Raw genomic sequence first — 23943 nt, 5'->3', positions numbered from 1 at the left:
CGTTGCGCGCCCCCCTTGGGTAGGAGATCGCATGCAGGACCCTTCGGACTCGATGGAGATCGCCGAGCCTGAGGAGAACGGCCAGAGCAGTACCGCCGACTCACCTGGTGCGGACGATCCGACACTCGACCCGGACAACGACTCCGCGACCGTATCGACGGTCATAGCGGAGGTGCTCCCAGGGATCGCCATGGTCTTCGGTGAGGTCCCGGCGGAACTCGAGCCCGATCTGCTCGACTTCGGGTTCGTGTCGGCCGCCGACCGCAAGCAGATCTCCACGGTCCTCGCCTCGATCGGAAACACGGCGACCGTCGTCGGCAACCTCGGAACCGCATTCGCCAGCGCACAGGGGCTCTACAGGATCAGCAGCGCGACACAGGCCCTCCTGAAGGCCGGCGCAACACTCGCGGTCAAGGACGGCGCGAACCTCGGAACAGTGATGCTTCGGGGCCGCATCATCGCTCAGTCCCGTTTCATCCCCGTGAATGCGGTGAGCGCGGCGCGGAACTCGGCCTCGATCGGACCGGCGCTGGCCATGGTCGCCCTTCAGATGCAACTGACCGAGGTCGAGGGCCTTGTCAGAACCAACATCGCGCTGACCAGCCAGGTACTCGCGACTCTCCGCCACGGACAGTGGGCCGAGCTGACGGCGCTCGTCGCCACCGTCGATCACGTAGTCGTCCAGGCGCGGGAGGTCGGATCGGTCCCGACGTCCCTGTGGGACACCGTCGCGGGCAAGAAAGCGGACTTGCGTACGCAGCGTGACCTGTACCGACTGAACGTCGGCAATCACATCCGGCAGATCCATCAGCTCGCCGGACAGGCCCGCCGCGAGTATCTCGAGACGAGCGCCGAGGCGATCCTCTTCGACGCGAACGCCCTCCTGTCCTCCGTCAAGGCATGGACCGGATATCAGGCGCTCCACGCCGCGCGGGCGAGAGCCGCCGGCCCCGAGGACGCGGGCGAGGCCCGGCTCGTCGACTCCATCGCACGCGACACCCGCACGGAGCTCGACGCCGCTCTGGCCGAAACGACGAGCCTCGTCGACGCGCTGACGCGGGAACTGCGGATCATCGCCGAGCTCCCCGGACCCGACGTATGGCCCCTGCTGGGGAAGCGGAAGGACGTGAAGGCAGCCCGCGGAATCTCCGCCCGCCTTCTGGAGGCGATCGAGCCTCTTGCCGATGCTCTCCATCCGCCGGCCCTTCCGCTCGAGGCTCCGGGCGTCGTCTGCGCACCCACATCGCTGGGTCTCGAGCCGTACCTTCGCATCCTGCGATGGTTCCTCCAGGGCGGTGAGGCCCTACGTGTCCTCGCCTTCCCCGATCAGCTCGATGGCCTCGATCCCATTTCTGCGATTCTCGGCGGAGCGAAGGAGATGTTGGCGGCAGCGATGGACAAGGCTGCGGCAAAAACACTGGTCGCCGTCACGGATCGCCGCATCATCATGGCCAAGACGAACGCATTCCTCGAGCAAGGCGAGATCTTTCAAGACATCCCGATCGACCAGGTGCGATACGTCCGAGCGGCGACCACACCGGACAAGAGCACGCGCTTGGCGATCGACCTCATCACGCGCGACGAGAACATCCGGTGGCTCTTCCACACCGACATCGACAACACTCAAGTGGACGCGCTCGCCGCCGTGCTCGCCGAGTCGATGACGATCCCGGACGTCGAACGCGACGAGCTTCGACGGCGTCACCCCGCCCCCGTCGAGGCGGACAGGAAGAGCGAGATCACCGACACGACGCAGTCTGCGAAACCGGATGGATCCGAGGCCACGACCGGCGATGTCGAGTAGGCCTCAAGCCAATCGGCGCGGATCGCGAAGGCCCGGGCCGGGGCCCCGTCAGGTGTGACAGCCACCGCACCTGCGGCCCGAGGTGCGTACACGGCGCGTTCGGGACACGCGAACGGCGTGCCCGGCCCGGCGACCGATCAGGGACCCCAGCCGCTCGGTTCAGACCTTTTCGGTCACCACCCGAGGATGCTCAGCGGTGAGCTTCGCGACATCCTCCACGTCGGAGGTCAGGATCGTCACGGGCCCCGGGTGTGCCAGCGCGGTCGCGCACAGCATGGCGTCGATGGCGTACTTGTGGCCGTGCAGCCCCGCGTTCCGCAGCAGAGCGGTGGCTGACTGGGCGAGCGCTTGGGTAACCGGCTCGACGCGGAGCCGGGACAGTGTCCACTTCAGTGCGGCGTCATTGATCCTCGGGTGAACCACCTCGACCAGCACCGCGGCCGACGTGACCACGGGAAGGTCCGCCTCCCGTGCCGCCGTCAGCCACTCGTGAACCTCCCGGTCCCGCTGTACGGCTTTCGCCAGACCTTCGCTGTCCAGGACCAGGGCACCACTCACGCAGCGGCCCCGTTCGTGGCCGTGCCACCAGTGAGCTTGGCCCGCTTCGCCGCCACGGCTTGCGGGTCGGCCGGACCGTGAACCTTGTCGAAGTCGGCGATGAGCTCATCCAGGTTGTCACGCTCGATCTGGCGCTGGGCGGCCCTCTCCAGGTACGCGGAGACGCCCCGCTTACCGACCCGTTCACGGATCGCCCGAAGCGTTCCAGCACTGAGCGTGACGGAGATGCCACTGCTGGGGCCGCCACCAGGGGCGAGATCACTGTCGTCAGCCATGACAAGAGAATGGCATTCCAAATGCCACAAGACAACCTCCCGCGATCACCTGCTCGCGAAGGCAGCCAGGGTGCGCCTCGGACGGCGGCCGCCCATCCTTGACCGCTGATACGAACGGGGACCAGTCGCCCGCTGGAAGCACGAGCACAGCGCCGTCCACCACCTTGCTGTCCACCACCTTCACTGTCCCGTACCGGGACGAGAGCGGTGAAGCCATCAGAGACCCCGACGCGCGCGTCACCGTCCTGGTTGCTATCGGGTAGGTCCGCGACGACGACCCCGATGCCCCCGTCGCGGGACCCGGACCCTCGGGAGCGCAGTCGGCCACCCGAAGCGCGGCAACCAGGCACAGGACGCGTGGGCAGTGGCGGCCAAACCGCCCTATGCCAACCGCCAGTTGCCCCTTCCTGACGGGATATCAACTGGTGTCGGCACATGTCCCACGGATAGCGTTGGTTTACTTGCGCAACCCCCACCTCAACAGGAGTCCCAAGTGAACCGCCCTGCCCGGCTCGTCGTAGTCGCGCTCACCGCATCCACGGCCCTGCTGCTGACCGCCTGCGGCTCGGGAGGGGGCGACGACTCGTCCTCGGACAAGATCAAGGGCGCGGATGCCGGCGAAGAGAAGGCATCAGCGAGCGCGAGCGCTTCCGCTCCGGCGGGGCAGGACGTCGCCGGGCGGCCGAAGATCACACTCTCGAAGGAGTTCCAGGCGAACTTCGAAGGCTGGACGAACAGTGATCCGAAGCTCCAGGCGATCCTGAACGACGGCCGGGAGGAACTGAGGTCGGAGTACGCCGCGGTCATCGAGGCGGATCTGAATTCCGACGCCGTGGCGTTCTACAACTCGGATGCCACCTTGGCCACAGCCCACAAGTGGATCAAGCAGTTCGTCGACGACGACGAGAGTCTGATCGGCAGTGTCAGAGCCTTCGACCCCCAGGTCCACATCAACGACACCGGCTCGGGCGTGCTCTTCTACTGCGTCGACGAACGCAAGGCGTCCACGAAGAACCGCAGGACCGCGAAGATCACCACCACCGCCGACAAGCCCGAGAACGTGATCCAGTACCGCAACCGACTGGACAAGAACCCCCAAGGCGTCTGGAAGACCACGTCCTCGACGGTGGTTCCGGGAGCCTGCGGCTGATGAGCTTCGCAGCGAAGACGTGCACACTGTTGGCCACGTCGGTCTACGCGGTGGTCCTCTCCTCCACAGCGGCTTACGGCGCCATCGGAGATCAGGACAACAAGCCCCCTTCCTCGACACCTTCCGGCGGCGCATCCGGCAACACGCTGAATGCCAAAGCCACCGCCACCCAGATCAAGGTCACGCAGGTCAGCGGCGGCGCCTCAGGCACCTCGCCCAAGGCCCTCGCTCCCGTGGACCCCAACTGGAAGCCCCCGGCGTGCTGGTACGAACCGGTGGCCACGCCGCAGGCACTCAAGGCGGCGGTGGCCCGCCTCAAGAAGAACCCCAACACGGACCTGGTGCCCGTCACGCCCACGCTGAGTTGGGGCGAGGACCTGATGGTGGACCACTACGAGAAGGGCAAGGCGGAGAACGGCAGCGGGGACGGCTACGAGAACTACAACCTCGGCAAGGACGGCATGTTCTGGCGCGGGGTGATCAATCAGGACAGGGCGAACGACCCGGAGTCGTACGACTGCGAGGACACCCTGTTCTGGCAGAACGCCAGGACGCTCCCCGCCAACAAGCACGCCCCCACCCCTGACATCCTCGCCGCCTACGCCTACAACAAGATCAAGGTTCCGGAGACGGAGATCGAGGCGAAGCCGGCCACCAGGTCCACGGTCAACGTGCCGACTTGGGTATGGCTGGACAAGGGCACCTTCAAGGAGGTCAAGGTCCGCGCCGAGCTGGCAGCCGCGGGAGTGTGGGCGGAGACGACGGCGAAGCCGATCGCCCTCCAATTGAACCCGGGCACGGGCGACGCCCAGACCTACCCCGCCTCCGGTGACTGCGCGATCAACGACGACGGCTCCATCGGCACCCCGTACACCAAGGGCGACGCCGGCAGGACCCCGCCGTGCGGCATCACCTACCTGCGTGCCACGGACGGGAAGCCGTACCGGCTGAGCGCGTCCATCACCTGGCGGATCTCCTGGCAGGGCAGCGGCGGCGCGGCGGGGGACCTGCCGGACGGCACGTTCGAGACCACCCAGGACATGAACGTCCAGGAGATCCAGTCCGTCAACCGCTAGACGATCGCACGGGGGAACAATGAGTGACATTCGCATCGACTTCGATGTGCTTGATCGGGTCCGCCGGGACATCAAGCACATCGGCGAGCTCATGGAGGGTCCAGGCAAGGAGATGGACGAGGTGGACGGCGAGTCCATGGGCGTGAGCATGCTGGCCGCGCGCATGAACGACTTCGGTGACGAGTGGTCGTACGGGATCAAGCAGATCAAGAAGTTCTCCGGTGCGGCGGTCAAAGAACTCGACAAGATGAAGCGGGCTTTCGAGCAACTCGACGACAAGCTGGACGACGAGCTGCGGAAGTCACGGGAGAAGCACGCATGAGCGACCTGTTCTCGTGGACTTCTCCGACGCAGACCTCACCGCTGAAAGACCGGTTCCCCGCGGTGGGGTTCGTCCCCTGCCCGGGTGAACCCGACACCGCCAAGCATGTGGTGCGCATCGTGCAGCGCACCGCCAAGGCGCTGACCGAGATATCCGACGTCCTGCGCGGCACAGGCGAGGGGGACTGGAAGGGTCGCCACGCCGATGCGTTCCGGGCGCAGTTCGACGACGACTTCCTGCCCAAGGTCGACAGGGCGAAACGATCGTTCAGCAAGGCCGCCACGGCGCTGGACGACTGGGCCGACGCGATGCCGGGGTGGCAGCGCAAGGCAGAGGTGCTGGAGACGCGGGCACAGGACGCCCAGGACGCGCTGCACGCCGCGAAAGAGAAGCTCGCCGGACTGCCGCCCAAGCCGCTGCTCGACCTGCCGCCGAAGGACGACACCGAGGCGCGCAAGTGGGAGAAGACCGAGAAGGACAGATCCGCGGCGGAGTTGGCGGCGACCACGGCCGAGTCGGATCTCGACCGGATACGCGCCGAGGCGCGCAAACTGGCCGACGACTACGACGTGGACGGCCGGGCCGTCGCAAGACGTCTCGACAAGGCGATGAACATCGCGCCGAACGAGCCCGGCGCCCTCCACAGACTGGGCGATGCTCTCCTCGATATCGGCAAGGCGATGAACGGGCTCGACGAGATCGTCGCCCGGACCGTGGACGCGGCCGTGGCCGACGCCGTCAAGTGGCTCGCGGAACACGCCAACTCCATCGCGGCTCTCGGTGACGTCCTCGCGACCGTGAGCGCAGTTCTGGGCGCGATATCGCTCGCCATCCTTCTCGTCGCCCCGGTCACCGGCCCGCTGGCCCCCGAGTTCGCGGCCGCGGCCGCCGCCCTCGGGGTCACGTCAGGTGCCTTCGCACTCGGCGCACTGGGATTGCACGCCACCGCACGAGTTGTCGGCGGCGACTCCGTGGTCTCCAACCGGACGCTGGCCGAGGACGCCCTCGGCGTGCTGCCGTTCGGTGGCGCGTTCAAGGGCATCTCGCGGGTCGTCGCAGCCAGCCGCGCGGCGGACGCGGCTGCCAACTTCGGCCTGGTGGACACGGTCGCCGCCTTCATCGCCGATCCGACCGCACTGGGATACTTCGCTCCCAAGGACGACCGGCAGGCCATCGAGGCAGCTCTGCCGGGCGGCGATCTGCTCGTGGCATTCGAGAACGCCTGGAAGACCGGCAGCGACAAGGACAGAGCAGCCAGACAGGGGAAATGAGCCGCACGATGAAAGACCCGGAAATACTGTCCCGATTCGACGGGCGAGGCCACGTCGAGTTCCTCCTCGGCGGCTTCGAAGGCAGCCAATCCAACAAGATCACGGCGATCGGCTTCGAGTTCGGCTACGACCTCCAGACAACCGAGATGCCGAGCAAGAGCACCATCCGCCTGGTCCTCGTCCGGAACGATTCCCCGACAGCCCGACAACGTGCCCAGCAGACCCAGGACCGCCTGCGCGCGGGAGGCCCACTCCTGCCGACGTGGAACGCTCCCGGCGCACAGCCAGGCACGACCAGGCCCGTCACGGCTGAAGAGATGACGGCGGCGCGCCGGGGTGTGACCGCCTACGAAGCCAACGGGGCAAAACGTTTTGCCCTCGTCGTCGCACTGCTCAGTCTCGGGTGCTTCATCATCGCAGGAGTGCTGCGGGACCGGCCGGGCGCCGCGCTCGCTGTGCTGGTGGTGTTCGCCGTCCCGTTGGCCGTGACCGCGGTGTTGATCCCTCGATGGATGAAGCGCTGGTACGAGAAGAACCGACGGCTGGTGGATCTCTACGACCAGCAGCGGATCGGCCAGGTCGGGCCCCCGCCACCGCCACCACTGCCCGGCCCCTCCGACCGGCACCCTGGTACCGGGGACGGACAATGATGCGGATCGATTTCTCCGTACCCGCCGAGTTCGAGGAAGTGCCGCTGGGCATGGACTTCGACGCGGCTTGGGCCGAGGTGAACGCCCGAAGCGCATACGGATCCCTGACAGCCGCGACGGACGAGCAGCGGCTGACGGAGATGGCGCGGGCACTGCAGCGGATATCGCGTTTCCTCGACGACAGCGGGGTGGTGTATGCCGCCAACTGCCTGCACTCCTTCGAGGGCGAGCTCTCCTTGGGCTCGCTCGCTGTCGCGGTCGTGGACTATGCCTACGGCGACGACGCCGCCACGGCAGCCCGAGGGACTCTGCGCGGCGTCCTGACATCGCGGGGGGAAGGCTGGACCGGAACGGTGATCGACGCCCCGTGCGGCAAAGCCGCAGTCTTCACCGGTGGCCAGAGCCATGTCCTTCCTCCCACGTTCTCGCCGACCGGTGAGCAGATCGAGGTACTCACCGCCGAGTTCCACGCGATGATCCCTGTCGCCTCCGAGGGCGGAGCCGGACAGCGCATGTGCCTGATCGCCTTCTCCACACCCCAGATCACTCACTGGGAACGGTGCTACGCGCCGGTCATGGCCGGTGTGCTGCGAAGCCTCCGCTTCACCGAGGACGAGCAGAACGGCGCGGACACCGACGTCGCCCCACCCACTAAGTCCGCAGGGGCGTCAGGGCAGTCGGTTCGCTTGTGATGACAGTTGTGGAGCCGGGCGCCGAAACAAGCATGAGCGGTGCTGCCGAGGATGAGGCGCGGAAGAGGCGTACCCGTTACCCCGTCCCGCTCGCGGTCGGCATCGGCTGCTACGTGCTCGCGGCGATCGCGGGGCTGTTCCTCCTGGCGGACGACTTCGGTCCTGCCCTGTTGGTGCCCCTGTGGATCGTGCACGGCGTGCTGCTCATCCTGCTGATCCGGAAGCTGGGCGCCAAGGAGTCCAGCACGTACGCGGCCTTGTTCATCGTGGTCACCTCGCTGATGTCCGTGTACGTCGCCACCATGGCACGCGACAATCTCACGCTGCAGCAGCGCGGGGAGAAGGTCACGGCCACCGTCGTGAAGAAATGGCTCGACCCGGCCCAAGGGCGCAAGAACCGCGACTACAACTACACGCTGGAACATCAAGACGGCACCAAGGTGCCGGGACCGGCCATGAAGACACCGTCCGACCGCTACGACATCGGCCAGAAAGTGACCGTGCTTGAGGACCCCCTGGGCGAACTCCGCCCGCAGACACCGGGCCAGGCGGATGCCACGGGCGAGTCGCTCGGATCGGGGGCATTCGCGCTTGCCGCACTCGGCGCCGTCGGCTGGATGACCTGGCGGGGCTCCGACGCCGCGAGACGGCGAGACCGTGGAAAGCCGTCGGCTGGCATACGCAAGGCGTACAAGGCCGTCACCGGCAACCACACCACGGAGGAAGAGCAGGAAGAGAAGCTCCGCGAAGCCCTGCGCACGTACCCCGCCGACCGCCGTGGTTACGTCAAGGTCCAGCCCGAGGACTACCCCGACGTGCCGCAGCAACGAGCCGCCCGGATCGCCTGGGAGATGGGCCTGCGCGCGGAGGCCATAGGCAACCGGGGTTCGTGGCGCTTCAAGGAAACCGTGATCGAGGAAGTCCCGCACGACTGAGCCGGGCCCACGACGTTCCGTGCGGCGAGGCCATTCACGAAGTCCGCGAAGGCTTCGGAGCAGTAACTGCACTCGTAAAGGCAGTCGTGGCATCGGGCACGGAAGCAGCACCGTCCCGAAAGGTTCGCCGCCGGTGTGGAAGGTGTGGAACGACCTCCGTGCCGCGGGGAAGTACAGGCCCGTCCACGCGTGGCCCTCCGTATCCGGGCGCATTCTCGTAACACCCGGACTACGCGGCGCAATTCGTCCAGCGCAGCCGGGTGACGGATTCCGCAGGACCGAACCGACGAGGATGCCGATGCCCCCCACGCCCCGACACCCGGACCACGTGACGACGCCCCACCCCGCAACCGCCCAGTACCGCCCGCCAGCCCCCGCCCCGAAGCTCCAGGAGGCCCTCGATGCCCGCGACGCCCTCGCCGACGCCCTGTCCCAGGCCGGCATCCAGCTTCCCGCGATGGACATCCGCACCCCCTGGGCGGACGACCGCAAGGCCGAAGCCCGTTACGCACTCGTCCACCTCGGCGTCTGCTCGGCCCCCATCGCCCTCCTGCTCGCGGACGTGATCACGAAGGGGATCGCCGGGTGACAGAGGACGCCGACGGGATCCCCTCCGTCGGTGCGACCGTCCACGACACCGCCCGCGACCGCGTAGGACGAGTCATGGGCCACATCGGCCCGTACGTCCAACTCCGCCCGCTCGCCGGTGGCATCGAATGGGACGCCGATCCGGACCACCTCCGCCCTCTCACCCCGGCCGAGTTGCTGAGCGCCCGGGTCGCCGAAGCGAACGCCCGCAGCAGACAGCACAGATGACCGGACAGTGAGGCGACAGGGGACAGCGCCCCAGCCATCCGAAGCCGAACCCCCGGCACCCGCTCGCCGCCCCCGACCAGGCCGAATCCGTACCGATCCCGTACCCGTGATCGACACCCTCACCTAGGATGGCGAGAACCATCTCAGCGGCCCGACGGGCTTCCTGATCCGCCTCGCGACAGCGCGCGGCGGACGTCGAAGGACATGCCCCCACCCGCACGAGTCTTCTTCGTGCTGCCTGGGGGCATTGCCTTGCTGTTCCGTGAGTCCGCGGCGTCCGTGGCCACCCGCATCCTCGAAGGGTCGCTGGCGCTGCACCTGACCGAGAACTTCCGTCACCAGCACGGCCGACGCGCCGGGCAGGCGGAGATCAGGTCCTGGGAACGCAGCCTCCCGGCTCTCGTCAACGCCCTCATGGAGGCCGGGCTCGACGACGTCGAGGTCCTCATCGAGTACAGCCTGCCCCTGACCAGCAAGCGCGCGGACGCCGTCCTCGCGGGCGTGCACCCCACCACGGGTGAACCGTCGTACGTCGTGGTCGAACTGAAGCAGTGGAGCGCGGCCTGTCCGGAGGAGGACGAGCCGCTGCTGTGCCGGATCGACGCGTACGCGCACCCCGTGCTCAACCCGATCGAACAGGTCCGCGGCTACTGCGAGTACCTCCTGTCGTTCAACGGCGCGCTGGAGCGAATGCCGAAGTCACTGGCCGGTGTGGCGTTCCTACACAACGCGTCCGAATCCCGCATCGCGGGTCTGCGGGGCGTCAAGGAGGACCAGCACGGGCGGATGTACACCGGCGAACAGCGCGGCGCCTTCATGGACTTCCTGCGCTCGCGGCTCGCCGCGGAGTCCGGCGCGGAGGCGGCTGACGCGCTGCTCAGCGGCAGGATCCGGCCCTCCAGGCAGCTGATGGCCGTCGCGGCGGCCGAGATCCGCGACCGCGAGCAGTTCGTCCTCCTCGCCGAACAGCGGGTCGCCTACGAGCAGGTGATGTCCGCCGTCCGCAAGGCGAAACGGTCCAACCACAAGCAGGTCGTCGTGGTGACCGGTGGTCCCGGCTCCGGCAAGAGCGTCGTCGCCCTGTCGCTTCTCGGTGAGCTGTACCGGCGCGGGGTGACCGCCCTGCACGCGACCGGCTCTGCCTCGTTCACCAAGACCATGCGCAAGGTCGCCGGGGCGCAGAAGCCGGCCGTGCAGAAGCTGTTCATGTACTTCAACAGCTTCATGGACGCCGAGCCGAACGACCTCGACGTACTGATCTGCGATGAAGCCCACCGGCTGCGGAAGACCTCCGCCAACCGCTACACCAAGGCGGAACTGCGCACCGGCCGTCCCCAGGTGGCCGAGCTGATCGACGCGGCCCGGGTGCCGGTGTTCCTCCTCGACCAGCATCAGGTGGTGCGCCCCGGTGAGATGGGGACGAAGGAGGAGATCAAGCGCGCCGCCGCCGAACAGGGCCTCGACTGCACGGTCGTGGAGCTGGACGGCCAGTTCCGGTGCGGCGGGAGTGACGCGTACGAGAAGTGGGTCGTCGACCTGCTCGGTCTTGAGGGCGGTACGCCTGGTGTGTGGGAGCCGGACGGCAAGCTGGAACTGAGGACGGCCGGGAGCCCGCAGGAACTCGAGGACTTCCTCGCGGCGCGGCGGGGGGCCGGCTACGGTGCGCGCATGTCGGCCGGCTACTGCTGGAAGTGGACCACCAAGGTCACGCCGGACATGACAGCGCTTCCCACCGACGTCGTCATCGGCGACTGGGCGCGGCCCTGGAACGTGTACGGCGACCGGTCCGTGCTCGGCGCACCGCCCGCACCCTTGTGGGCCACCGACCCGGCCGGTTTCGGGCAGGTCGGCTGCGTCTACACGGCACAGGGATTCGAGTACGACTGGTCGGGCGTGATCATCGGCCCCGACCTGGTATGGCGTACGGACCGCTGGGTCGTGGACCGGTCGGCGTCGAAGGACCCGATCTTCACCAAGGCGACGCCGGACAGCGACATCGGCCGGCTGATCCGCAACACCTACAAGGTGCTGCTCACGCGGGGCATGGTCGGCACGATCATCTACTCGACGGACCCGGAGACGCGTGAGAAGCTGCGCTCGCTGGTGCATCCGACATCGGAGGTGGAGGCACCGGTTCTCGTGTAGTCGGGCATGTGCGACAAGTGGTCATCCGTTGTCAGTGGTACGCCATACGATCGGATGAGCCCGCGCAGCCGCCTGTCGGAGAGTGATCGTTCATGGCCCAGCAGCCGCCCCTGCTCCGCGATGTCATCGACGTCAAGGAGTCCATCTCCACCTCGGACTTCGTCCTCCAGCTCTCGGAGGCGACGACTCCGGAGGGTGCCGAGCGCGCGCTGCGGGACTACGTGGTCACGGAACGGCTGCTGGAGAACTTCGACGAGGCACTCGGACTGATCCGGGCCGCGCTCGACGGGCACACGTCGAAGGCGGCCTACCTGCACGGCTCGTTCGGTTCCGGTAAGTCGCATTTCATGGCGGTGCTGCACGCCCTGCTCAGCGGGGCCCCGGCGGCCCGCGCGCGGACGGACCTGGACCCGGTTCTGACCAAGCACGAGTGGCTCGGTGCGGAGGGCAAGCGGTTCCTGCTCGTGCCGTACCACATGCTCGGGGCGAAGGCCCTGGAGCAGCGGGTCCTCGGCGGGTACGTCAGTCATGTCAAGAAGCTGCACCCCGAGGCGCCGACGCCGCAGGTGTACCGGACGGACTCCCTGTTCGAGGACATCCGGTCGATGCGGTCCCGCATGGGCGACCAGGCTGTCATCGGCGGCCTCACCGCGGTGGACGGCGGCGCCGGCACCGCGGACGAGGAGGACGAGTGGGGCGAGGCGTTCGGCTGGACGCCCCAGTTGCTCGACACCGCCCTCGCCGCCGAGGAGGTCCACGAGGGCGGTCAGGCGCTCAACCTGGTCAGCCCGTCGACGCCCGCCGAGCTGCGGGCGCGGCTGGTCCAGGACGCGAGCACGCACCTGCTGCCCGGCTTCGCGAAGAACGCCGCCGAGGACGAGCACGGGTTCATCTCGCTCGACGCCGGCCTGTCCGTGATCGCCGAGCACGCCAAGTCGCTCGGCTACGACGGCCTGATCCTCTTCATGGACGAGCTGATCCTGTGGCTCGCTACCCTCATCCACGACCAGAAGTTCGTGGCCCGGGAAGCCGGCAAGATCACCAACTTCGTGGAGGGCGGCGACGCCCGCCGTGCCGTGCCGGTGATCTCGTTCATCGCCCGTCAGCGCGACCTGCGCGAACTGGTCGGCGAGGAGGTGTCGGGGGCGGCCGAGTCGTCCATCCAGGACACCCTCAGCCTGGCCTCGGGCCGGTTCGACAAGATCACGCTGGAGGACCGCAACCTCCCCCAGGTCGCGCACGCCCGCCTCCTCAGGCCCAAGAACGACGAGGCGGCGGCCCTGGTCACCGCGGAGTTCGAGAAGACCCGCAGGATCCGCCAGGAGGTGTGGGACACCCTCCTGGGCTCCGACCGCGGGGCGGACGGCGTCGGCGCGGACGAGGAGAGCTTCCGGCTGACGTACCCCTTCTCGCCTGCGTTCATGGACACGCTCGTACACGTGTCGTCCGCGCTCCAGCGCAACCGGACCGGCATGAAGCTGATGGGCCAGCTGCTCGCCGACCACCGGGCCGAACTGCGGCTCGGCGACCTGATCCCGGTCGGCGACCTGTACCCGCTGATCACGGCGGGTGGCGACAAGCCGTTCACCGACAGCCTGAAGGTGATCTTCGAGGCGGCCGACAAGCTGTACCGGACGAAGCTGCGGCCGTACCTCCTGCTCACGCACAACGTGACGGAGGAGGACATCGAGCAGTACACCCACCGGCCCGACAGCGTCACCGACCCCGCCCTGCGCACCCGGATCAAGCAGTTCACCGGCGACAACCGGATCGTCGGCACCCTGCTGCTGTCGGCGCTCGCCCCGAGCGTCCCCGCCCTGTCCGACCTGACCATCCGCCGGCTGTCCGCGCTCAACTACGGCTCCGTGGTCGCCCCGATCCCGGGCCGCGAGTACGGCATCCTGAAGAACAAGATCGCCGAGTGGGCGGGCCGCTTCCCCGAGATCAAGGAGACCGGCACCGAGGCCAACCCCGGTGTCCGGCTCGAACTGTCCGGCGTCGACGTGGACTCGGTGATCGCCAACGCGAACGTCAACGACAACCCCGGCAACCGCGAGGCCCTCGCCAAGCGGCTCCTCGTCGAGGAACTCGGCATCGACCAGGACCACCTGATCAACGAGCTGCACTTCGCGTGGCGGGGCACGGAGCGCAGTGTCGAGGTGGTGTTCGGCAATGTCGCCGACGAGGACGCGCTGCCGGACCACGACCTGATGCCCCAGCAGGACGGGCACTGGCGGATCGTGATCGACCTCCCGTTCGACGAGAGCGAGTGGGGTCCGCGCGAGGACGCCAACCGGATGCAGCGGCTGCGCGAGCGGCAGGGCGAGCCGTCCCGGAGTGTCGCCTGGCTTCCCACCCACCTCTCCAGCCAGCGGTACGCCGACTTCCGCCGCCTCGTCGTCATCGACAAGGCGCTGTCCGACAGCCAGCGGTTCGACGGCCAGTACGCCGGCCATCTGAGCCCCGACAACCGGGCCCGCGCCAAGGGGCTGCTTGAGACCCAGCGGGAGTCGCTGCTCAAGAACGTGAAGGCGGCTTTCAAGCAGGCGTACGGCCTCGCCGACAAGAAGGCCACCGACGTGGAGCTCGGCTTCGGCGACCATCTGGAGTCGCTGCGCGAGGTCGAGGGGCTGGTCCTGTCCTTCGGCCAGTCGCTGCGGGACGGAATCCGGCACATCGCCGGCAAGCTGCTCGCGAGCCAGTACCCGGACCACCCGAACCTGGATCCCGACGGCAACGGCACTGTCGTCAGACCTGCCGACGCCAAGAAGGTGTTCACGCACGTACGGGCCGCAGCCGAGGCCCGCGACGGACGCGCCGAAGTCCCCGCCACCGACCGGAACCTGATGCGCCGGGTGGCCACCCCTCTGCGGCTCGGGCAGCAGAAGGAGGCGTATTTCGAGCTGTCGCACTACTGGGCGGACCACTTCCGGCAGCTCGCCAGCGGCCGGGGGGCGACCGGCGACCTCAGCCTGATCACCCTCACCGACTGGACGGACCGGCCGACACCGCGCGGCCTGCCGGGCTTCCTCACCCGGCTCGTCGTGGCCTCGTTCGCCGAGATGGACGACCGAGTATGGGTGCGCGCGGGCACGCCGCTCGACCCGGCACCCGCACTGAACGAGATCAAGGACCACGACGCGCTGCGCAGCCAGCCGCTGCCCTCCGAGGAGGACTGGGCGGCCGCCCGCGGGCGGTTCACGGCCGTCTTCGGCGAGCCCGCCCCCACACTGCGGCGTGGCCGAATGGTCAACCAGCTCGCCCGGCAGATCGCCCAGCAGGCCGGTGTCCACCAGGAGGCGGCCCGTGAGCTGGTGACCCAGCTGGAGCGGCACGCCGGCTTCCTGCGGCTCGACGAAACCGCCGAGGGCGGACGTCTCTCCCTCGCGCGGCGGGCCGTCGAACTGCTCCAGGAACTCACGCGGTCGGCCGGTCAGGGGGCCGCGGGAGCCCGGAAGACCGTCGAGGCCCTGGCCGCCTTCGACTTCGGCGACATCGGTGCGGACCGGTTCGGGACCTCGGTCAAGCAGGCCCGTACGGTGGCGCAGGCGCTGGACTCGGCGTCCTGGACCACCCTCGACCTGGCGTCCTCGGAGGGCCCCGAGGGAGAGGCCCTGCTGGAGTCCCTGCGCAACGCGGCCCAGAGCGACCAGCGGACCAATGACCTGAAAGCGGCCCTGACCCGGACACAGCACGAGGTGCTGGCCCTGGTGAAGCGCAACCGCGCGACGACGACCCCGCCGCCCGCGCCCCCGGCCCCGCGGCCCGGTGACGTACCCCTCGACACCCCGACGAGTCACCCGCCGGTCCCCGAGCAGGAACCCGGCACGGGTTCGTCCAGACCGTCCGTGCCCGGGCGGGTCAAGCGCTCCGGCGGCGGCCGTACCACAGCGGCCCGAGCGGTGGCCGAGCTCCACGCGGAGATCGCGGAGCTGGCGGCACGCGAACCCGGTGCGACGATCGAGATCACCTGGCGGGTCCTCGAAGGATGAGCACCACGACGACCAGCGCGGTGGCGGTCCGGCTGAACCTCGCCACGATCACCCAGTACCTGTCCGCCCAGACCTCCCTCGGCGACACCCTCGCGGGCCGTGACCGGCGGCGGGCCGTTCTGCTGCGCTCCACACCGCAGTGGGACGGCCCCGCCGAGCACGTCTGGGGCGACGGGCAGTCCGCCCGCATCGCGGCGGCACCGTCCCCGCTGGCCGTGCACGAGCTCCTGCTCGGCCATCTGTCGGACACGGCGACCGGGGCCGCCCTGCTCGTCGTCCTGACCGACCGCGAGCAGAACGAACTCGACCCCGCCATCCTGGCCCGCGCCCACAAGGCCCGCGTCGACACGGTGGACAGCTGGGACGTGGTGCGGGACGCGTTCGGAGCGCATCAGGTCGACCAGCGGCTCAGGGACGACAAGTGGGCCGCGGAGGCCCTCCTGGACGCGGCACCGCCGAGGGGCGGCTGGCCCCGGCTGGGAGGCGGCATGCTGTCACGGAGTACCGCCCTGTCCGCGCTCACGCTGCGCCGCCTGCGACTGGGCCGCTACGCGGACGAGGAGACCCGAGCGGACCACACCACCTCAGCCGACCGGCTCGACACGCACACCCTGTTGAGCTGGTCCCTGATGCCCGGCCGCCCGGAGCGGCTGCTGGCACTGCGCGGCCCCGAGCGCACCGGGCTCGCACAGTTCCTCGGCGAGGAGGACCAGGCCGGACTGGCCGGGCGCGCCCTGCTGGCCCTGGTCGAGGCCGAACATGGCCCGGACGCGGTGGCCTTCGGGCTGGTGTGCGCCGCCCTGTGGTGCCACGCCGAACCGGACGCGGCCACCTACACGGCTCGTGGTCGCGCGGAGCGGTGGTTCGGAGAGCGTCCCCCGGCACAGGGCGAACAGCTCGACGCCATGGCGGCCGCCTTCGGCCGGGTCTCGGAGGAATACGTCGGCACGCTGCTCGCCGGAGCCGCCAGAGAAGGCGGCGCGGCCTCGGAAGAAGCCCGTGAGAACCGCCGGACCAGCGACACGGTGCTGGAGCGTGCCTCGGCACTGGTCCGCCAGTTCGGCGCGGAAGCCGCCGCCGGCACCAGCCCGCTCCTACCAACCGGCCTGGACGCCAGGTTCACCGCCGTCGGGACGGCCCTCACGGACGGCGAGCCGGGACGGCTCGGCGCGGCCGTCCGCTCCCTGAGCGAGCACCGGCGCGCACACGGACCGGAGGTCCGGGCCCGGATCGAACGGACCCGCATGGGCCAGCGGCTCGTCCAGTGGCTGGCCGGCGAACCGGCGGTCGAGGCACCCCACGTCGACGCGGCCCTGCAGCGCCATGTGGACGAGACCGGGTGGGTCGACCGCGCCCTGGAACACATCGAGGCCGGCGGGGACCCGGACGTCAGCCTGAGGGCCGCCTACGACATGCTGGCCGCGCGCGTTCGCGAACGGCGACACGAGATCGACCGTGACTTCGCCCGCGTGCTGGCCACCTGGACCGCGGCCGGCACCGATCCCGGCCGGATCCTGACGGTGGAGACGTTCCTCGAACGCGTGGTGAAACCGGTCGTCCGCGGTGCCGCGGAACGGCGCGTGCTGCTGATCGTCCTGGACGGGATGAGCACCGCGATCGCGACCGAACTGGGTGAGGAACTGCGCGCCTCCTGGGCCGAGTTCGACCCGGTGGACGAGGGCGCGCCGTGCCGCCGCGCCATGGCCGCGGCACTCCCCACCCTCACGTCCGTCTCCCGCACCTCGCTGTTCGCCGGAAAGCTGACGCAGGGGTCGCAGAACGACGAGGCCCGGCTGTTCCCCACCCTTCCCCTGTGGGGCGGCGCGCCGGCGGCCGTGTTCCACAAGGACGATCTGCGGGCCGACAGCGCGGGCGACACATTCGGGCCCGCGCTCACCGAAGCGCTCGCGGACGGCCGTACGCACGTGGCGGTCGTCCTCAACGCGATCGACGATCGGCTCGCCAAGGAACAGAAACTGGGCGACGGAGCCTGGCAGACCGAGCACATTCCCGGCCTGCCGGACCTGCTGAGGATCGCCGCCACGGAGGGCATGGCGGTGGTGATCACCAGCGACCACGGGCATGTCGTCGACCGGCACGGCGCGAAGGTCGACACCGGCTCGCCGCTGTCCGCACGCCATCGGCCCCCTGGCGGAGAAATGAGCTCGGCGGAGATCACCCTTCACGGCAGCCGGGTCGTCGCACCGGAGTCCGGCGGATCGATCGTCGCCCTGTGGGACGCCGACTCGCGGTACACGGCCCGCAAGGCCGGATACCACGGCGGAGCGTCCCTCGCCGAGTTCACCATTCCCGTGCTGGCCTTCCTGCGGTTCGAGGCGTCTCCTCCCCCGGCCTGGCGGGAGTTGGGGGATCCGCGACCGACCTGGTGGCTGCTGGAGGAGCGCGCGCCCGCCACCGCCTCATCCGCCCCTGCGGCCCCCACGAAGCGGCAGGCGCGACAGAAGCCGACGAAGGTCCAGGCTCAACTGGCCCTCACCCACGACTCGTTGTTTCCCGTCGCGGTGATCCCGGCGTCCGACGGCGAGGAGACACTGGTGACCGTCACCGCCGTGGATCCCGACGACGCCCTCGTCTCGTCGCTCTTCGCCTCGGAATCGTTCCAGGGCCAGATCGGCCTGCTCGCGCGCAAGCCGCCCATGGACAAGGTGGAGGGGGCGATCCGGGCCCTGATCGACGCCGGGGGCACGCTGCCGGTGTCAGCTCTGGCCCAGCGCGTGTCCTACCCGGTGACTCGGGCGGACGGGTTCGCCGCGATCCTGCGCCAACTGCTCAACTACGACGGGGTGCAGGTTCTGGAAACACTGCCGGACGGACGGACCGTTCGTCTCGATCTCCCCTTGCTCCGCATGCAGTTCGACCTAGACTGACCGGTTCCATCCGCCGTGTTCCTCCACCGATGAGCCAGGAGCCATGAGCGCCAACGACCGTGTACTGATCAACCAGATGATCGAAGACCGGCGGAACGCCCGCGCCGTCCCCCTTTCGTTCGACGCGGCCTTCGAAAGGTTCGCGAGCGAACACGCGTTACATGGCTTCGGCCTCTCGGAGGAGGAAATAGAAGGGGGTGTGATCGGGGGCGCGAACGACGGTGGTATCGACGGCGCGTACGTCTTTCTCGGAGGCCGGCTGCTCCACGAGGACAGCGAGATCTTCCAGCAGTCCTCCGCCGTCTCGAACGTGGAGAACGGAACCCAGCTGACACTCTGGCTCGTCCAGGCCAAGACCAGCTCCGGCTTCTCCGAGACGGCCCTGGACAAGGTGATGTCCACGTGCGCGAACCTCCTGGACATGGAGGTCGACGAGGTCACCGTGGGTGTGCTGTACGCCGAGGATCTCCTCGCCCGGTTCAGACTGTTCAGGACGGCGTTGACGCGGCTCCTCAGCCGTCACCCGACCGTACTGATCAAGTTCTCGTACGTGACGCGCGGCGAGGCGAGCGAGGTACACCCCAAGGTCCAGGTCAAGGCCAAGATCCTCGAAGCACAGTTCTCCAACGCCTTCGCCATCTCCACCGGCGAGGTCGAGTTCCTGGGCCCCGCGGAACTCTGGAAGCGTGCCAGCACCCTCCCGTCGTACACCCTGCAGCTTCCCTACCGGGAGAGCATCACCCACGGCACGAGCCATGTCGCGCTCGTCGGCCTGGGCGAATACATAGACTTCCTCAGCGACGAAACCGGGGCGATCAAGTCCCACATCTTCGACTGGAACGTCCGCGACTACCAGGGCAATGTCGAGGTCAACCGGGAGATAACAGCCTCGCTCCAGAACCCGGAAGCACCCGAGTTCTGGTGGCTCAACAACGGCATCACCATCGTGTGCTCACAGGCCACCGCGATAGGGAAACGGCTGAGCCTCTCCGACGTACAGATCGTCAACGGTCTGCAGACCTCGTACACGCTCCACGAGACGCTGCGCGAGCTCTACGTGACCGACCCGACCGACCTGGTCTTCGACAGGCTGGTACAGGTACGCATCCTCGTCACCGTGGACCAGGCAGCCCGTGACTCCGTCATCCGCGCCACCAACCGGCAGACGAGCGTGCCCGTCGCCTCGCTCCGGGCCACCGACGACATCCAGCGGCAGATCGAGTCGTACTTCCTCGAGCACGACTGGTTCTACGACCGGCGCAAGAACTTCTACCGCAATCAGGGAAAGCCGGCCGACCGTATCGTCAGCATCCCGCTGCTGGCGCAGTCCGTGATGGCCATGGCCCTGGGCCAGCCCGACTACGCCCGTGCCCGCCCGTCGAGCCTGCTGAAATCCGACGCGGACTACCGGCGCGTGTTCTCGGCCAAGACGGAACTGCCCGTCTATCTGTGGCTGGCCAAGGCGCAACGCCAAGTGGACGAGTTCCTGCAGTCGACGTCGGATCCCACCTCCCGGTCACAGCACACGAACCTTCACTTCCACCTCGCCATGCTCGGCGTCGTGGACCTCATGGATCGCGTGTTCAACAAGCCGGAAACCCTGAACAACGCCGCCCGTGAGAACGTCTTCCCGAGCGCTGTGCGCCTTGAGTCGCTGTGGAAATCGCTCCAGGAGCAGTTCGAGGCATTCCAGAGGCAGAACCGGTCGGGGCCGGACAAGACCGCCAAGAGCAGCGAGTTCGTCAGCTACCTGACAAGCAACCTCGGCTACGGGAACCTCCGCCGCCGGTGACTTCGGGGCACGGTACGCGCCCCGCCACGGATGGGAGAATGGGCGGGTGATCGATCCTCGCCCCTCTCCCGTCTCCGCCGCCCGGCGGCGGACCGCCATCGACGCGCTCCGGCGCGGTGCCGTGCCCGAGAGCGGCTTGGATCTGCTCGCCACCGGGCTGGACCGTTTCGAGTCCGCGCTCGACGCGGAACTCGACGCGGTCGCCTCCGGCGCTTCGGTCTTCAAGGCCGTACGAGGTGAGTACGGGTCCGGCAAGACGTTCTTCACACGTTGGCTCGGGGAACGCGCCAAGCAGCGCAACTTCGCTGTCGCCGAGATCCAGATCTCGGAGACGGAGACACCGCTGCACAAACTGGAGACCGTCTACCGACGCCTCACCGAGCGGTTGTCCACCCCCAGCTTCCCTCCGAGCGCCCTGCGGCCGGTGGTGGACGCATGGTTCTACGCCTTGGAAGAGGACGCCCTCGCCGCGGGGGCGGACGAGGGGGATCTGAGCGGCGCGGTGGAGGAACTGCTGGCGGCCCGGCTGACCGAGGTGTCACGGCACGCCCCGTCCTTCGCGGCCGCGCTGCGCGGCTACCGGTCCGCGCTCGCTGAAGGCGACGAGTCGACGGCCTCCGCCGTCCTCGCCTGGCTCGGCGGCCAGCCCCATGTGGCGGCGGCGGCCCGCCGGTCCGCAGGGGTACGCGGCGACCTGGACCACTTCGGCGCCCTGGGTTTCCTGCAGGGACTGCTCACCGTTCTGCGGGACTCCGGCCACCGGGGGCTGTTCGTCGTCCTGGACGAGGTGGAGACCCTGCAGAGAGTGCGGTCGGACGCCCGCGACAAGGCGCTCAACGCCCTGCGGCAGCTGATCGACGAGGTCCACTCCGGACGGTTCCCCGGTCTCTATCTGGTCATCACCGGAACACCGGCCTTCTACGACGGCCAACAGGGTGTGCAGCGACTCCCTCCGCTCGCCCAGCGGCTCGCCACTGACTTCACCACCGACCCACGATTCGACAACCCCCGGGCGATCCAACTGCGCCTGTCGGGATTCACCCTGGAGTCTCTGACGAGCGTCGGGGTGACCATCCGCGATCTCTACGCCTCCGGGGCGGACTCGCCCGACCGGATCAAGACGCTGGCCGACGACGCCTACATCGCCGATCTCGCCCGTGCGGTTGGAGGAGCCCTCGGCGGCAAGGTAGGCGTCGCGCCCCGGCTCTTCCTCAAGAAACTCGTCGGCGACGTCCTGGACCGTATCGACCAGTTCCCGGACTTCGACCCGCGGCAGCATTACCGGCTGACCGTGGACAGCAATGAACTCACCGACGTCGAGCGCAACTTGTCCGAATCGTCGTCGGCCGACGACATCGATCTGGAGCTGTGATGGCGTCGGCCGCGGACCCCGTCGACCGGCTCGACCCAGTCATCGTCTACCACGTGGTGAACACGCTCGGCTGGCCGGACCTGCGGCCGCTGCAACGGGCCGCTATCGACCCGGTGATGGACGGCGAGGACATCGTGCTGCTCGCCCCCACGGCAGGCGGCAAGACCGAAGCAGCCTGCCTACCGGTCCTCTCGGCCATGTCCGCCCAGGGCTGGACCGGCACCTCGGTCCTCTACCTCTGCCCGCTCAAGGCGCTCCTCAACAACTTGGTGACCCGCATCGACGGGTACGCGCAGTGGCTCGGACGGAGCGCGGCTCTGTGGCACGGAGACACGAAGGAGTCGCAGCGCCGGCGCATCCGCACCGACAGACCCGACATCCTCCTGACGACGCCCGAGTCGCTCGAAGCCATGCTGATCGGCGTGAAGACGGACCACGCACACCTGTTGGGAGGGATCCGGGCCGTCGTCGTCGATGAGGTGCACGCTTTCGCCGGCGACGACCGGGGCTGGCATCTCCTGGCGGTGCTGGAACGTCTGCAGCGGGTCGCGGGGCACCCCATTCAGCGCATCGGGCTGTCCGCCACGGTCGGTAATCCTCAGCAACTGCTCACCTGGCTCCAGGGGTCGGGCGCCGGCCGGCGTCCGGGCCAGATCGTCGCCCCCGGATTCACGGACCCCTCGGCTCCCTCGCCCGGTCCGATGCACACGAGTGGCACGGCCGGACCACCGCCCGGGGAGATCGAACTCGACTACGTGGGCTCCCTGTCCAACGCCGCCAAGATCATCGCAGCCTTGTACAAGGGCGAGAAGCGGCTGGTGTTCTGCGACTCGCGGCGGCAGGTCGAGGAGCTGGGCGCGGCCCTGCGAGCGCGCGACGTCACGGTGTTCCTGTCGCACGCCTCGCTGTCCGCCGACGAACGGGCCCGGTCCGAGCAGGCGTTCGCCGAGGCACGTGACTGTGTCATCGTCGCCACCTCGACCCTGGAACTGGGCATCGACGTGGGCGACCTGGACCGGGTCGTCCAGATTGATTCGCCCAGCACCGTGGCCTCCTTCCTCCAGCGCGTCGGCCGCACGGGCCGGCGGGCGGGAAGCACCCGCAACTGCCTCTTCCTCGCCACACGGAAGGACACCCTGTTGCAGGCCGCGGGCTTGCTGCTTCTGTGGGGTCGCGGCTGGGTCGAACCGGTCGTCCCACCGCCCGAACCGCGCCACCTCGTCGCGCAGCAACTACTGGCTGCCACGCTTCAGGAACACAAACTGGGCGACCAGATGTGGCCCGAGCAGTGGAACGGACTGGCGCCCTTCGACCGTTCAGCCGCTCCGATCCTGCGTCATCTGACCGACCAGGGCTTCCTGGACACCGACGGGGGCATGCTGTTCATCGGCCCTGAAGCCGAACACCGCTTCGGGCGACGGCACTTCATCGAGCTGACCGCGTCGTTCACCGCACCGCCCCAGTTCACCGTCCTGTCCGGGCGCACCGAGATCGGCCGGATGGACCCGTCCGTACTCACCGAGGAACGCCCGGGCCCACGACGCCTGTTGCTGGCCGGCCGCAGTTGGCAGGTGACTTTCATCGACTGGGGACGGAAAAGGGTCTTCGTCGAACCGGTCGACAGCGGCGGGGTCGCCAAATGGTCCGGGGGGACGCTCATCGGCCTGTCGTACGCACTGACCCGTGCGATGCGGGAGGTCCTCCTCGGTGCCGATCCGCCGTTGTCCCTCACCCGGCGAGCCGAGGTATGCCTCCGGGAATGGCGTGACGAGGAGGCGCCGCACCTGGTCCACCCCGGCGGAACGCTGGTGGCCCGGCAGGGCAACGACGTCCGCTGGTGGACGTGGGCGGGCTACCGTGCCAACGCGACGCTCGGCGCGACGCTGTCGTCGATCGCCGACCCGGTGCAGCGCCCGACGGACTGCTACCTGCGGCTACGGGAGGATCTGACCCAGGGCATGTGGCGCGGCGCCCTCGAAGCGGCCCAGGCCGCACCGTCTCTGGTCCTCCCCGATGTCGACCCGCGGGCAGTGCGCGGACTGAAGTTCTCGGTGGCCCTCCCCCAGCGACTGGCCGTAGCCACGGTGTCGGCGAGGCTCGCCGACTTCGACGGTGCACGTGCCGCACTGTCGGAGCCGAAGCGCTTCTCAACAGAACCAGCCGACTGAGCGGATGAAGACCCGGTCCTGCCGCACCTTGGCGAAG

At 68.7% G+C, this 23943-nt stretch carries 18 protein-coding genes; 16 read left to right on the top strand and 2 right to left on the bottom strand.

From position 1 onward, the window contains the following. Positions 1-52: 52 nt before the first annotated feature. Positions 53-1804, top strand: coding sequence for a hypothetical protein (locus ACZ6KY_RS12420; RefSeq protein WP_469310267.1), 1752 nt, complete (start codon positions 53-55; stop codon positions 1802-1804). A 159-nt stretch (positions 1805-1963) separates the two neighbouring features. On the opposite strand, the gene ACZ6KY_RS12415 is transcribed toward ACZ6KY_RS12420, so the two are convergent. Continuing rightward, positions 1964-2362: a type II toxin-antitoxin system VapC family toxin gene (locus tag ACZ6KY_RS12415; RefSeq protein ID WP_469310266.1), complete on the bottom strand. Its 399-nt coding sequence runs from the start codon at positions 2360-2362 to the stop codon at positions 1964-1966. After that, positions 2359-2637 (bottom strand): hypothetical protein, encoded by a 279-nt coding sequence (locus ACZ6KY_RS12410; protein WP_469310265.1) that lies wholly within the window; start codon positions 2635-2637, stop codon positions 2359-2361. The genes ACZ6KY_RS12415 and ACZ6KY_RS12410 overlap by 4 nt, the downstream gene beginning before the upstream one ends. Positions 2638-3130: 493 nt before the next feature. Between ACZ6KY_RS12410 and ACZ6KY_RS12405 the strand changes: the two genes are divergently transcribed. The 15 genes from ACZ6KY_RS12405 (at position 3131) to ACZ6KY_RS12335 (ending at position 23906) form a co-directional block, all read left to right on the top strand. Next, the gene (locus ACZ6KY_RS12405) at positions 3131-3787 is read left to right on the top strand and encodes a hypothetical protein (RefSeq protein ID WP_469310264.1); all 657 of its coding nucleotides are present in this window, start codon (positions 3131-3133) and stop codon (positions 3785-3787) included. Further along, positions 3787-4863 (top strand): hypothetical protein, encoded by a 1077-nt coding sequence (locus ACZ6KY_RS12400; RefSeq protein ID WP_469310263.1) that lies wholly within the window; start codon positions 3787-3789, stop codon positions 4861-4863. Before ACZ6KY_RS12405 ends, ACZ6KY_RS12400 begins: the two co-directional genes overlap by 1 nt. A 19-nt stretch (positions 4864-4882) precedes the next feature. After that, on the top strand, positions 4883-5185 hold the full coding sequence (locus tag ACZ6KY_RS12395; RefSeq protein ID WP_469310262.1) for a hypothetical protein: 303 nt from the start codon (positions 4883-4885) through the stop codon (positions 5183-5185). Then, the gene (locus ACZ6KY_RS12390; protein WP_469310261.1) at positions 5182-6456 is read left to right on the top strand and encodes a hypothetical protein; all 1275 of its coding nucleotides are present in this window, start codon (positions 5182-5184) and stop codon (positions 6454-6456) included. Before ACZ6KY_RS12395 ends, ACZ6KY_RS12390 begins: the two co-directional genes overlap by 4 nt. After that, positions 6453-7106 (top strand): hypothetical protein, encoded by a 654-nt coding sequence (locus ACZ6KY_RS12385; protein ID WP_469310260.1) that lies wholly within the window; start codon positions 6453-6455, stop codon positions 7104-7106. The genes ACZ6KY_RS12390 and ACZ6KY_RS12385 overlap by 4 nt, the downstream gene beginning before the upstream one ends. Continuing rightward, positions 7103-7798 (top strand): hypothetical protein, encoded by a 696-nt coding sequence (locus ACZ6KY_RS12380; protein ID WP_469310259.1) that lies wholly within the window; start codon positions 7103-7105, stop codon positions 7796-7798. The genes ACZ6KY_RS12385 and ACZ6KY_RS12380 overlap by 4 nt, the downstream gene beginning before the upstream one ends. 32 nt (positions 7799-7830) lie before the next feature. After that, positions 7831-8733, top strand: a complete 903-nt coding sequence (locus ACZ6KY_RS12375; protein WP_469310258.1) for a hypothetical protein — start codon at positions 7831-7833, stop codon at positions 8731-8733. Positions 8734-9025: 292 nt separating this feature from the next. Further along, positions 9026-9322 carry a hypothetical protein gene (locus ACZ6KY_RS12370; RefSeq protein ID WP_469310257.1) on the top strand — a complete coding sequence of 99 codons (297 nt, stop codon included), beginning with the start codon at positions 9026-9028 and terminating at the stop codon, positions 9320-9322. Further along, entirely contained in the window at positions 9319-9549 is a 231-nt protein-coding gene (locus ACZ6KY_RS12365; RefSeq protein WP_469310256.1) for a hypothetical protein, read from the top strand. The genes ACZ6KY_RS12370 and ACZ6KY_RS12365 overlap by 4 nt, the downstream gene beginning before the upstream one ends. A 204-nt stretch (positions 9550-9753) precedes the next feature. Further along, positions 9754-11694 carry a DNA/RNA helicase domain-containing protein gene (locus ACZ6KY_RS12360; RefSeq protein WP_469310255.1) on the top strand — a complete coding sequence of 647 codons (1941 nt, stop codon included), beginning with the start codon at positions 9754-9756 and terminating at the stop codon, positions 11692-11694. Between the two features lie 92 nt (positions 11695-11786). Next, complete coding sequence (gene pglY, locus ACZ6KY_RS12355) at positions 11787-15686, top strand: BREX-2 system ATPase PglY (protein WP_469310254.1); 3900 nt, start codon at positions 11787-11789, stop codon at positions 15684-15686. After that, positions 15683-18574, top strand: coding sequence for a BREX-2 system phosphatase PglZ (pglZ, locus tag ACZ6KY_RS12350; protein ID WP_469310253.1), 2892 nt, complete (start codon positions 15683-15685; stop codon positions 18572-18574). The genes pglY and pglZ overlap by 4 nt, the downstream gene beginning before the upstream one ends. Positions 18575-18617: 43 nt before the next feature. Then, on the top strand, positions 18618-20366 hold the full coding sequence (locus tag ACZ6KY_RS12345) for an AIPR family protein (RefSeq protein ID WP_469310252.1): 1749 nt from the start codon (positions 18618-18620) through the stop codon (positions 20364-20366). A gap of 46 nt (positions 20367-20412) precedes the next feature. After that, the gene (gene brxD / locus ACZ6KY_RS12340) at positions 20413-21738 is read left to right on the top strand and encodes a BREX system ATP-binding protein BrxD (RefSeq protein ID WP_469310251.1); all 1326 of its coding nucleotides are present in this window, start codon (positions 20413-20415) and stop codon (positions 21736-21738) included. Next, positions 21738-23906: a DEAD/DEAH box helicase gene (locus ACZ6KY_RS12335; protein WP_469310250.1), complete on the top strand. Its 2169-nt coding sequence runs from the start codon at positions 21738-21740 to the stop codon at positions 23904-23906. The genes brxD and ACZ6KY_RS12335 overlap by 1 nt, the downstream gene beginning before the upstream one ends. Positions 23907-23943: the final 37 nt, after the last annotated feature.

Source organism: Streptomyces sp. NPDC042002, assembly GCF_055588305.1.
The sequence above is the reverse complement of the archived record's forward strand: the minus strand, read 5'-3'. Positions and strand labels throughout refer to the sequence as shown.